This window comes from Antiquaquibacter oligotrophicus (genome assembly GCF_020535405.1).
Taxonomy (GTDB): domain Bacteria; phylum Actinomycetota; class Actinomycetes; order Actinomycetales; family Microbacteriaceae; genus Rhodoglobus; species Rhodoglobus oligotrophicus.
Genome location: NZ_CP085036.1, coordinates 577,525 through 589,990, shown reverse-complemented (window position 1 = coordinate 589,990; position 12,466 = coordinate 577,525). Strand labels below are relative to the sequence as shown.

9 protein-coding genes and 1 tRNA gene are annotated in these 12,466 nt (G+C 66.2%); 8 read left to right on the top strand and 2 right to left on the bottom strand.

Going from position 1 to position 12,466, the window contains the following annotated elements:
* Positions 1–65: 65 nt before the first annotated feature.
* Positions 66–1,412, bottom strand: a complete 1,347-nt coding sequence (locus tag LH407_RS02935) for a zinc-dependent metalloprotease (protein WP_322132785.1) — start codon at positions 1,410–1,412, stop codon at positions 66–68.
* Between the two features lie 115 nt (positions 1,413–1,527).
* Here LH407_RS02935 and LH407_RS02930 point away from each other — a divergent pair, with 115 nt between their 5' ends.
* From LH407_RS02930 to LH407_RS02900, 7 genes are all read left to right on the top strand, one after another.
* Positions 1,528–2,640, top strand: a complete 1,113-nt coding sequence (locus LH407_RS02930) for a YlbL family protein (protein ID WP_322132786.1) — start codon at positions 1,528–1,530, stop codon at positions 2,638–2,640.
* Between the two features lie 83 nt (positions 2,641–2,723).
* A complete protein-coding gene (locus tag LH407_RS02925) occupies positions 2,724–5,618 on the top strand; it encodes a UPF0182 family membrane protein (protein WP_322132787.1) in 2,895 nt (964 codons plus the stop codon).
* Positions 5,619–5,872: 254 nt separating this feature from the next.
* Positions 5,873–5,949 (top strand) — tRNA-Met (locus LH407_RS02920).
* A gap of 540 nt (positions 5,950–6,489) precedes the next feature.
* Positions 6,490–7,092, top strand: a complete 603-nt coding sequence (locus tag LH407_RS02915; RefSeq protein ID WP_322132788.1) for a hypothetical protein — start codon at positions 6,490–6,492, stop codon at positions 7,090–7,092.
* Positions 7,093–7,401: 309 nt separating this feature from the next.
* Positions 7,402–7,794, top strand: a complete 393-nt coding sequence (locus LH407_RS02910; RefSeq protein ID WP_322132789.1) for a transferase — start codon at positions 7,402–7,404, stop codon at positions 7,792–7,794.
* 40 nt (positions 7,795–7,834) lie between these two features.
* On the top strand, positions 7,835–8,659 hold the full coding sequence (gene nadE, locus LH407_RS02905; RefSeq protein ID WP_322132790.1) for an ammonia-dependent NAD(+) synthetase: 825 nt from the start codon (positions 7,835–7,837) through the stop codon (positions 8,657–8,659).
* A complete protein-coding gene (locus LH407_RS02900) occupies positions 8,647–9,435 on the top strand; it encodes a carbon-nitrogen hydrolase family protein (protein WP_322132791.1) in 789 nt (262 codons plus the stop codon). The genes nadE and LH407_RS02900 overlap by 13 nt, the downstream gene beginning before the upstream one ends.
* Here LH407_RS02900 and LH407_RS02895 read toward each other — a convergent pair.
* A complete protein-coding gene (locus LH407_RS02895; protein ID WP_322132792.1) occupies positions 9,432–10,628 on the bottom strand; it encodes an aminotransferase class I/II-fold pyridoxal phosphate-dependent enzyme in 1,197 nt (398 codons plus the stop codon). The genes LH407_RS02900 and LH407_RS02895 overlap by 4 nt on opposite strands.
* A gap of 111 nt (positions 10,629–10,739) precedes the next feature.
* Between LH407_RS02895 and LH407_RS02890 the strand changes: the two genes are divergently transcribed.
* Entirely contained in the window at positions 10,740–12,428 is a 1,689-nt protein-coding gene (locus LH407_RS02890) for a S1C family serine protease (RefSeq protein ID WP_322132793.1), read from the top strand.
* Positions 12,429–12,466: the final 38 nt, after the last annotated feature.

Below are 12,466 nucleotides of genomic sequence, written 5' to 3'. Positions count from 1 at the left end.
CGACACAGTGTTGGCGGGCGTGCCGAGCCTCGGCGCCCGCCGTCCACAGGCGGGGACGGATGCCCCTACTCGACCGGTCGGTCGCCGCCCTCGTCGTCCAGCAGATCCTCGAGAGCCTTGTCGAACTCGTCGGGCTCCGGCGGGCCCGCCGTGATCCTCGCGATGAGCGCGGCCGGGTCGTCAATATCGGAGGCGACGGGCACCAGGTCGGGGTGCGACCAGAGCGCGTCGCGTGCCTCGACACCCACGGCATCCGTCACCGCCTGCCACATGGCTGCCGCCTCGCGCAGGCGGCGCGGGCGCAACTCAAGGCCGACCAGCGTGGCGAACGCCGACTCGGCCGGCCCACCCGACGCGCGACGACGACGCACCGTTTCGGCGATCGCGCCGCTCGACGGCAAACGCTTCGTCGCTTCTGCGGTCACAACATCGACCCAGCCCTCGATGAGGGCGAGCATCGTTTCCAGTCGAGCGAGCGCGGCGAGCTGCTCCTCCGTCTTCGGCGGGATGAGAGCGCCGCTGGACATCGCCTGACGCAGCTCCTCGGGGTTCGAGGGGTCGAAGTCGGCCGCGAGACGCTCGAGGGGCTCGGTGTCGATGTGGATGCCGCGCGCGAACTCGGTGATCGAGGTGAGGAGTTGAAGCCGCAACCAGCGCGCATGACGGAACAGTCGAGCATGGGCGAGCTCGCGAACCGAGAGGTAGAGCTCGACCTGGTCGAGCGGGATGTCGAGGCCGGCGCCGAACGCGACCATGTTCTGCGGAACGACCGCCGCCTCCGCTCCCTCAAGGAGCGGGATGCCGATGTCGCCGCCGGAAACGGCCTCGCTCGACAGCTGCCCGACAACCTGCCCGAGCTGCATGGCGAAGAGGGTGCCGCCGACATTGCGCATCACCTGGCTGGCTCCGGCGAGCATGTCGTCCATGTCTTCCGGCGCGTTCTCGCGCAGCACCTCGGTGAGCGAGTTCGCGATCGAGGATGCCACCGGCTCCGCGAGTTGAGTCCACACGGGCATCGTCGCCGCCACCCACTCCTGCCGGCTCATGAGTCGCGGCTCGGACGTCAATTCGCCGATCGCGGTGGCCTCGTCGAGCCACAGAGATGCCACGTGCATGGCCTGCTCGAGTTGCGACCGCTCCTGCGGCAGCGATGGCACACTCGACCTCGCGGCAAGGGTCTTCGCCTGCTCGAGCGCGAGGCCCCAGTTGACGTCGTCACCGGAGGACTGCAGGGCGTTCTGCAGCTGGGAGATGAGCTGGGCGATCACCTCTGGGTCGTTGGGAAGGCCAGCGGCTCCGGCGAGCTGCGCCGGGTCGATCTCCCCGTTGCCCGAGAGAAACTCGCGCAGCATGTCTCGGAACTCGTCCTCGGGACGCTCCGAACCGTCGTCGTCCCGCTGATTCTCAGGCATGCAATCTACGGTAGCCCGTGCGCCATCGAGCATCCTGGCTTTTCGCCTAGGCTGGCTGGGCGCGCAGTGCGCCCGTGGCGAACACTGCTTCATCCCGAAACATCGAAGGACCTCGGTGGCCCTCTTTAACGACCTCGCGCCCGATCCGGCGCCGTCTCGTCGTGGGCGCGGATGGCTCGGCTGGGGGCTGCTCGGATTCGCGCTCGCGGCGCTCATCATCATCGCGATGCTGCCGGCGCCCTACGTGATCGAGCGCCCGGGACCGGTCTTCGACACCCTCGGCGACGTCGAGATCGACGGCGAGGATGTGCCGATGATCCAGATCCCCGTAGAAGAGACCTATCCCACCCAGGGGTCCCTAGACATGCTCACCGTGAACGTCAGCGGAAGCCCGAGCCGGCCGCCGAGCTGGTTCGACATCGCAACCGCATACGTTGACCCGAGCAAGGCGATTCTCCCCATGGATCTCGTGTACCCGCCCGGCACGAGTCTCGAGGACTCCAACGAGCAGGGGCGCATCGACATGGAGAACTCGCAGAAGGAGGCGATCGCGGCAGCGCTCACACACCTCGACTACGACTTTCCGAGCACCCTCACGGTTCTCGACACCGCGACTGACTCGCCGGCCGACGGGGTTCTCGAGGCGGATGACATCATCACAACCGTCAACGGTGAGACCCCGGCGGATGTCACGGAGCTCCGCGCACTCATCGCCGAGAACGGTCTCGACTCCGCGGCGCGCGTTGGCATCATCCGTGACGGCCAAGCGCAAACGCTCAGCATCACACCGGTTATGAGCGACGAGGCGGAGCCTCAGCCGGTCGTCGGCATCATCGTAGGCAGCGACTTCGAGTTCCCGTTCACGGTCACGATCCAGCTCGAGAACGTGGGCGGACCGAGTGCGGGAATGATGTTCGCGCTCGGCATCATCGACAAACTCACCGAGGGCCCCCTCACGGGCGGCGAGAACATCGCCGGAACAGGCACGATCACCTCGACGGGTGAGGTCGGCCCCATCGGCGGCATTGTGCAGAAGATGTGGGGAGCGGAGAATGCGGGCGCCGACTGGTTCCTCGCGCCGTCCGCGAACTGTGGCGAGGTCGACGGTCACGTCCCCGCCGATCTTCGAGTGTTCTCCGTCGAGACCCTCGACGACGCGCTCACGGCTCTCGAGGCCATCAGCTCGGGGGAGGGGCTCGACGAGCTGCCGACCTGCTCCGCCCCCTAGCCCGGGCGATCTCGCAGCATTGCGCCTTAAGATGGTGTGGACTTCCTCACCGGTTGTCGCACCCCAACAGCAGGAGCCACCGAGTGTCAAGCACTTCTTCGACCCCCGCACGTTCGACCAGTCGCACGAGGGTGACGCTCACGATCACGGCAGTTGTCATCGCCGTCATCGTGATCGCCTTCTTCGTGATCTCCGGTCTCTACACCGATGTGCTGTGGTACGACCAGCTCGGCTACCTGCCGGTGCTGACCACGCAGTGGATCGCCGCCGGCGTCATGTTCTTGATCGGGTTCTTCGCGATGGCGATCCCCGTGTGGTTGAGCATCGAGATCGCGTTCCGCGCTCGGCCGGTGTACGCCAAGTTGAACTCGCAACTGGACCGCTATCAGCAGGTGATCGAGCCGCTTCGTCGTGTGGCGATGTTCGGCATCCCCGCGGTCATCGGAATCTTCGCCGGTGTCTCGACCGCAACACGATGGCCCCTCGTACTGCAGTGGCTCAACAAGACGCCGTTTGGTGAGACCGATCCCCAGTTCGGTCTGGATATCTCCTTCTACTTCTACGACCTGCCGTTGTGGCACGGTGTCGTCGGCTTCGCGTCGGCTGTGGTGCTTCTCGCGGGTATCGCGGCCCTGGCCACGAGCTACCTCTACGGTGCCATCCGATTCAGCGGTCGAGAGGTGCGCATCTCGCGTATGGCGCGCGTGCAGCTCGCGATCACGGCGGCCCTCTACCTGCTCCTTCAGGCCGTGAGCCTCTGGCTCGACCAGTACACAACCCTCTACGGCGGCAGCCAAGGCTTCCTCGCTACGGGGGCCGGTTACACCGAGGCGAACGCGACCATCCCCGGTCGCGCCATCCTCGCGGGTATCGCAGCTCTCGTCGCCGTGCTCTTCATCGTTACCGCGATCATCGGCCGCTGGCGCCTGCCCATCATCGGCACGGCCCTGCTTCTCGTGAGTGGGCTCATCGTCGGGAGCGTCTACCCCTGGATCGTGCAGCGCTTCCAGGTGGAGCCGAACGCTCGTGTGCTCGAGTCCGAATACATCAACAGATCGATCGAAGCGACGAGAGCTGCCTACGGCGTCGACGGCATCGAAGAGGTGCCCTACAGTGCGGAGACGGATGCCGAGCCAGGCGCACTCCGTGAGGACGCCGAGACGACGGCCAACATCCGCATCCTTGACCCCGCGATCGCGCCTCTCGCGTTCGCGCAGCTCGAGCAGTTCAAGCAGTACTACCAGTTCGGTCGTCACCTCGATGTGGACCGCTACGAGATCGATGGCAAGTCGCAGGACACCGTGATCGCAGTACGTGAGCTCAACCAGTCCGGGCTCGGGGATTCGCAAAACTGGTACAACAACACGGTCGTCTACACGCACGGTTACGGTGTGGTTGCCGCCTACGGCAACCAGCGCGCGGCCGACGGTGAGCCGGTGTTCCTCGAGTCGGGCATCCCGAGCACGGGTGCGCTCGGTGAGTTCGAGCCTCGCGTCTACTTCGGTGAGGGTTCGCCCGAGTACTCGATCGTCGGTGCTCCCGAGGGTGCCCCCGAACTCGAACTCGACTACCCGTCGGGTGGCGAGGACAGCGATCTGGCTACAACCACGACCTTCAGCGGCGAGGGCGGTCCTGCGCTCGACAACCTGTTCAAGCAGCTCATCTACGCGATCAAGTTCCAGTCCGAGGAGATCGTGCTCTCGGATGCCGTCAACGAGGAATCGCAGATCCTCTACGACCGCAGCCCGAAGGAGCGTGTGGCGAAGGTCGCTCCGTACCTGACGCTCGACAGCGACACCTATCCCGCGATCGTCGACGGACGGATCGTGTGGATCGTCGACGCGTACACAACGGGATCGAGTTACCCGTACTCGCAGGTCGAGTCGCTTTCGGAGGCGATTGCCGACACGTACACGCCAGACCCGGGCTTCGCGGTGGATCAGATCAACTACATCCGCAACTCGGTGAAGGCGACCGTCGACGCGTACGACGGTTCGGTGACCCTGTACGCGTGGGACGACGAGGACCCGGTGCTCAGCACGTGGTCCAAGATCTTCCCGTCGACGATCAAGCCCATGAGCGAGATGAGCGATGAGCTTCTCGACCACGTGCGCTACCCGAGCGACCTGTTCAAGATGCAGCGGGCCATCCTCGGGTCGTACCACGTGACGGATGCCGGTTCGTTCTTCTCGAGCGACGACCAGTGGATCACCCCCGACGACCCGGTGGGTGGTGCGACGGCTGCGCTGCAGCCCCCGTACTACTTGACGATGCAGGTTCCGGGAACGGATGAGCCGGCCTTCACGCTGTACTCGACGTTCATCCCCCGCGGCGCCGGCGACTCCACACGCAACGTTCTCACCGGCTATCTGGCGGTGAATGCGGACGCGGGTGACGACTACGGCAAACTCACCCTGCTGACGCTGCCGAAACAGTCGACCGTGCCGGGCCCCGGTCAGGTGCAGAACAACTTCACCACCGATACGGCCGTCGCCAACCAGTTGGCTCTGCTCGAACGAGGGCAAACCGAGGTTCGCCGAGGCAACCTGTTGACCCTTCCGGTCGGTGGCGGTCTGCTCTACGTGCAACCGGTGTACGTGCAGTCGACGAGTGGAACGATCTACCCGCTGCTGCGTAAGGTGCTCGTCTCGTTCGGTGACCAGATCGCCTTCGAGGACACCCTCGATGGAGCTCTCGACACCCTCTTCGGCGGAGACTCTGGAGCGTCGGCCGGTGACGGTGATGTGCCCGTGGAGGAGACCCCGACGGAGCCGACGACGCCGGCCGATCCGGATGCCCCGGAGCAGCCGTCGACGCCGAGCACCGGTAGCGCGGCCCTGCAGCAGGCGCTCTCCGACTACCAGGAGGCTCTCGCCGACCGTCAGGCCGCGTACGCCGCCAACGACCTGGTGGCAGCGGCCGAGGCCGACGCCCGCATGCAGGACGCCATCGAGCGAGCCATCGCGGCTTCCGAGTAGCCACCTGCACCTCGGGGGTGCGGCCCGACCGCAACCCCGAGGAGCTCTGCTGCTGCGGCCGTACCGCAGCGTTTAGGGGCGGCGCAGCCGCGTCCCTACTACTCCGCGAGACACTGCCCGGCTCGTCCCTACCGCACCCTGAGGAGCGGCGCAGCCGCGTCCCTACCGCACCCTGAGGAGCGGCGCAGCCGCGTCTCGAAGGGTCGCCCCCGCGTCAGTCCTCCGTGAACTCCGTGGTAGGCTAGATCTCACGCCGCGGGGTGGAGCAGTTCGGTAGCTCGCTGGGCTCATAACCCAGAGGTCGCAGGTTCAAATCCTGTCCCCGCAACCACATGAAGAGAGCCCGGTCATCGACCGGGCTCTCTTCATTTCCGTGAGGAGTCAGCAGGGCCCCGCCGCGCGAGGGGCCCCGGGCGCCGTGAAGCGGCTGAACCCCGACCTCGATGAGAGGCCGAGGCAGTTCGGCACGTTGTCGGGCCGTCTCTGCGTTCTCAGAGGGCCCGTGCACGATCTCGAGCGCCATGCTTGCGTTCCCTTCGCGGATATCGTTACGTCACGGTGCAGAGCGAGTGTGTTCCTTCGCTCGCGCAAACGGTGGAGGTTACGAGAAATGCGACGAGTCATTGGCACGTCCGTAGGGTTGTTGCTTGCTCTCGGGCTGCTCGACGCCATGTTCCCCATCTCTGGCACGACGATGATGCTGGTGACCGCAGCTGCTCCTCCAGATCAGCCCCAACAGGCGAAATATCGATCGAGTCTGATTTGGATGACGAGCGATTCCCGTCCGTTTGCCGCTACAGTTCCGCGATAGTCTCGGCAGCGACTGACCCGGATGGAGAGTCGGATACGGGCACGCGGACTAGGATCAGAGATGGCTCTTCGATGGATCATTGGGGCGCTTTGGGTTGCCTTCATTGTGTTATCGCTCATCAACGTATTCGTGAATGCGGAGCGATCGGGCTCACCGCACCTCGGACTGAACCTCGCCGTTGGGATAGTAGGATTTCTGGCCGTTCTCGCGTTGATCTTGCTGGGCCTTGGGCGCAGCGCGCGAAAGCGGAATGAAGCCCTGACGGAAGGTTCGACGACTCGAGTTTCGTGGACCACCGGCCTCGACCACGGCCTGACGACTGCGCTGTCGGAGCTGAAGGGTAGTGAGGTTAGTGGATTGCCTCTGATGCTCAGTGCCGTTTTGGACTCTGATGGACTGGAAATCGTGAGCGGGGATGAGGCACGCCTGAGAGTCCACTTCCGGATACCACGTTCTGAGTTCATTGAGGTCCGCCGGGCGCGAGTGAAAGGCACCTACACGATCCAAAAGGGAATAGAGGTGTGTGTGCGTGGTGGCGCAACGGGGTCGGTCGTTGTGCCGCTCCCAATCTTTGGTGGTGGGTTGGGCGGCATGTTTCCTGCCTCCGAAAGTCGGGTGGCGAAACTGGTCGAAGACATCTCGCGGGTACTCGAACAAGACTGACGCGAGAGCGGCCCCAGCAATACGCGTAGCGGGTTGACGTCGCCGTCGGCCTCTTTGGCCCCCGGGGAACAGAAGGGCGGCCGATTCACGACCACCTCAAGGTTCTTGCGGAGGGTGCCGGGAAGCAGCGGCTTAGGGCGTCCGAGATCGCGTAGAACGTCGCGCCAGCTCGCTCAGGTCGAAAATTGTCGACAGCCGCGAGAGCGGTGTTCCCGACACCACGATGCGCACGGGCAGAGAGTACCCCTACTTGAGCAAAACACTCCCGCGTTCGGGATTATTTTCCGCACCCCTCGCGTTATTGATGACATGCAAAAGGTTTATGAGGACGTGGAATCGGATGCGGGCGAGGTGACTCGGTACCGCAAGCACAACAACGGTCGGGGCTATGTCGCACTCAAAGCGACTGCGCACCCCACGGCCGAAATTATTGAGACAGCCTACGTTGAGCCCGGCGCGGAGATCGCCGCCGGCGTCTACATCGGCGCTGGCAGCTGGATCGACCGCTCGGCGTTTATCGCCGCGGGTGCATTCATCGGCAGCAACGTGCACATCGGCAACTCCGCCCACGTGGGTCGACAGGCCCGTGTCGGGAGCGGCAGCCGCGTGAGTGACGGCGTGCGTATTGCCGACGGGGCGCGCATCCCGCGCGATACGGTCGTGACCAGTGACGTGCTGGGGGAGACGGCAAAGGCCGCGTAACCCCTGCCGAGCTTGTTGCCCGAGGGGTAGATTCGAAGGCATGCGAGAGCGTCAGGCACACATCATCCAGGCACTCAACGTGCGGCCCGAGATCGACCCGGCTGCTGAGGTGCGCGCGCGTATCGACTTCGTGAAGGAGTATGTGCGCGCCTCCGGGGCCAAAGGTCTCGTGCTCGGCATCAGCGGTGGACAGGACTCGTCGCTCGCCGGTCGGATTTGCCAGCTCGCGAGCGAGGAGCTGCGCGCCGAGGGAGCGGAAGCGACCTTCGTCGCCGTGCGTCTGCCGTACCAGGTGCAGCGTGACGAAGAGGATGCCCAGCTCGCGCTCGGCTTCATCGCTCCAGATCAACGCGTCACCTTCAACATCCACCGCGCCGTCGACGGCTTCGAGGATGAATACGGTGACGCGCTTGGCCACGAGATGAGCGACTTCACCAAAGGCAACGTGAAGGCTCGCGCGCGTATGATCGCCCAGTACGCGATCGCTGGTCAGTCGGGCTACCTTGTCGTCGGGACCGACCACGCCGCCGAGGCGGTCACCGGATTCTTCACCAAGTTCGGTGACGGGGGAGCGGACATCCTTCCGCTCAGCGGCCTCACCAAAGGCCAGGGCAAACAGTTGCTGCAGGAGCTCGGCGCCCCCGAGCGCCTCTACCTGAAGGCACCAACGGCCGACCTCCTCGATGACACCCCCGGTCAGACGGATGAAGCGAACCTGGGTCTCACCTACGCCGATATCGATGCGTTCCTCCTCGGAGAAGACATCGACCCCGCCGTCGCCGAGGCGATCGAGCAGCGCTACGCGATGACGCAGCACAAGCGTTCGGAGCCTGTGACAATGTTCGACGACTGGTGGCGCGGGTGAGCCTACTCGCGGTCGCACAGTTCGCGCCCGGCACGGATCGCGCCGCGAACCTCGACGACATTGCCGCTCTCGCCGCGGATGCCGCAGGGCGCGGGGCCGGGCTCATCGTGCTGCCGGAGTACTCGTCCTGGTTCGCGCCGGACCTGGGGGAGGCGTGGCTCGAGGGCGCGGAGGCTCTCGACGGTGCGTTCGTGTCTGGTCTCACTTCGCTGTCACGTGAGCTCGGCATCCATCTCATCGCCGGGATGCTCGAGCACGCGAGCGAGCGCCGTGTCTCGAACACCGTGGTCGCCGTCTCGCCGAGCGAGGGTCACGTGGCCACCTACCGCAAGATCCACCTCTACGACGCGTTCGGGCAGCGCGAATCCGACTGGGTCGAGCCCGGCGACCTCGATCCGCCGGAGACCTTCGAGTGGGACGGCCTCGTTGTCGGTCTGCAGACCTGCTACGACCTGCGTTTTCCGGAGGTGACCCGGCGACTCGTCGACGCCGGCGCCGACATTGTCGCCGTGCCATCGGAGTGGGTGCGTGGTCCGCTCAAGGAGCACCACTGGCGCACCCTCATCACCGCGCGGGCATTGGAGAACACCCTGTACCTGGCGGCCTCCGACCACACTCCGCCGATCGGTGTCGGCAACAGCATGATCGTTGACCCCATGGGTGTCGAGCTTGCCGGGCTGGGGGAGACGCGCGGGATCGCGGTCGCCGAAGTGTCGGCCGAGCGTATTGCCGCGGTGCGCGAGGTGAACCCCGCTCTCACGCTGCGCAGGCTCTAGAGGCGCAGTTCAGCGAGCCGTTCGCTCGCGGTGCGCAGCACACCTTCCTGCTTGCAGAATGCGAACCGCACGAGGGAGCGGAACTGGTCGCGGTTGCCTTCGCGCACGAATGCCGTCACCGGTACGGCCGCAACGCCGGCGCGGGCGGGTAGTTCGCGGCAGAACGTGTCGGCGTCCGTGATGCCGAGGGGCGCGGCATCCGCGATCACGAAGTAGCCGGCGCGCGGCGACAGCACGCCGAAGCCCGCCGCTTCGAGCCCCGCTGACAGCAACCGGCACCGACTTTCGAGCGACTGGGCTGCGCCCACGAAATAGGAATCGGGTAGGCGCAGCCCGGTCGCGACGGCGGGCTGGAACGGACCACCGTTGACGTAGGTGAGGTACTGCTTGACGGCGGTGATCGCCCGCAGGAGCTCTGGTCGCGCCGTGATCCAACCGATCTTCCAGCCGGTGACACTGAAGGTCTTGCCCGCACTCGAGATGGACACCGTGCGATCGGATGCCCCAGCCAACGTCGCGACGGGGCGGTGCGGCACCCCGAACGTGAGGTGCTCGTAGACCTCGTCCGTGACGATGATCGCGTCGTGGTGGTGCGCCAGCTCGACGATGAGTGTGAGTACCTCGTCGGAGAACACGGCGCCGGTCGGGTTGTGCGGTGTGTTGACGATGATGAGGCGCGTCGAGTCGGTCACAGCATCGCGCAGGGCATCCAGGTCCGGGGCGAAGTCGGGAGCTCGTAGGGGAACGGTCACGAACTCGGTGTCAGCGAGGGCTGCCACGGCCCCGTATGCGTCGTAGAACGGTTCGAACACGACAACGCGGTCGCCGGGTTGCGTGAGGGCGAGGATCGTGGCGGCGAGCGCCTCCGTGGCGCCAGCCGTGACGAGCACCTCCGTGTCCGGATCGACCTCGAGGTCGTAGAAGTGCGCCTGGTGTTCGGCGATCGCGGCGCGCAGATCGGGCATCCCGAGCCCCGGCGGGTATTGATTGAGTCCTGCGGCAATCGCCTCTCGTGCCGCCTCGAGTACGTCCGCTGGTGCGTTGTCGTCGGGGAAGCCCTGCCCAAGGTTGATCGCCCCGGTGTGCGCAGCGAGGGCGGACATCTCCGCAAAGATGGTGGGGCGCAATTCTCCGTCGCCCGCGATGAGCATGGCGCCGCGCGCGGCGCGCTCCCAACTACCCGAGACAGTCACGCGTCAGAGCCTAAATCGTTCGCAGAAAGAACCGATAGATGGCTTACAGCGCGTCCATATACAACCCTCAGCTTGGCGATGGATGCTTGCAGCGCTGAAAGGAGCACACCCATGCCCGAGTCCCCCGAGACCCCCGACGCCCCGCGCAACGACGGCGCAGGCAACGACGCCGGCGAGAGCACGCCGACCGCTCACACGCCCGCCGAGCCCGTCGAGAGCGCGCCAGCCGAGCAGACCGCGTCGAGCGAGAATTCCGCGATCGCGCTTCCGGCCGCCCCCTCCGCCCCGTCCACTCCCGCGGCCGAGGCGGCACCGTCCGCCGCCGTGGCAGTGCAGCCGCCCGCTGCGGAGGCCGCCGTCGCACCGGTGGCGCCCGCCGCAGCCGCCGAGCCGGTCGCACCGGTAACACACAGCGCGCCGCAAGCACCGGCTGCGCCCACCCCGCCCGCGTCGCACACCGCACCGACGTTCCAGTACCCCGCGCCGTCCGCGCAGACGGCACCTCCCGGTGTTCCCCCGACGACCCCTCCCGTCGCGGGTGCCCCGATCGACCCCGCTCAGCACCCCGCACTCGCTCGTCCCCAGCGCCGCGGCATCACCGTCGGTGTTGTCGCTGCGATTGCGGCAGCGGCCCTCGTCGGTGGCGTCTCCGGTGCGGGAGTCGCGCTGTGGGCTGTCGGCCTGCAGGGCAACGAGCCCGGCACCGTTGCTGGCCCAGCGACGATCACCGTCAACGACGCCGACGACGCCAACCTCATCACCGCGGTGGCCGCACAGGCTGCACCCTCCGTCGTGACGATCTCGGTCTCCTCGGAGACGGCGGCAGGCTCCGGCTCGGGTGTTGTCATCGACAGCGACGGTTACATCCTCACCAACGCCCACGTCGTCACCCTCGACGGTGCGACCGCGAACCCCGTTGTCGAGGTGCAGACGAACGACGGTCGGATCCTCGACGCGACCGTTGTCGGAGTCGACCCCATCTACGACCTCGCGGTGATCAAGGTGGAGACGGATGACCCGCTTCCCGCGATCACGTTCGCCGACTCATCCGACCTCAACGTCGGCGACACCGCGATCGCGATCGGCGCACCGCTCGGACTCGCTGGCACGGTGACCAACGGAATCGTCAGCGCACTCAACCGCAGCATCACGGTTGCCTCGTCGGCTGTGCCCGAGGAGCAGGCTCCCGACGAGCAGATGCCCGAAGACCCGGGTCAGGACCCGTTCGACTTCTGGAACTTCGACCTCGGCCCCGACCAGCAGCTCCCGCAGCAGCAGGCACCGTCATCGTCGTCCACGATCTCGTTGTCGGTCATCCAGACGGATGCCGCGATCAACCCCGGCAACTCGGGTGGCGCGCTCCTCAACTCCGACGGCGAGCTCATCGGCATCAACGTGGCCATTGCGACCGCGAGCGGCGGCGAGGCAGCCGGAAGCATCGGTGTTGGCTTCTCCATCCCGTCGAACGTCGCCAAGCGTGTCTCGCAGGAACTCATCGAGAACGGCTCGGCGACCCACGGCCTCCTTGGCGCCAGCGTCGCGGATGTCGGGGATGACGAGGCACAGGTCGACGCGGGTATCGCCGGTGCGAGCATCGTCGAGATCGTCCCGGGCGGCGCGGCCGAGGCCGCCGGTCTCAAGGTCGGTGACATCGTCACGGCGATCAACGGCCTCCCCGTGACGAACCGCAACGACCTGACCGCACAGGTTCGGGCGCTCGCGGGTGGATCCGAGGCCACCATCTCCTTCGTGCGCAACGGCAAGTCCGACACGGTCGACGTGACTCTGGGCTCGCTCTGATCCGCCGTCGTGGCGGTGGGCGTTAGGCTTTACCGACC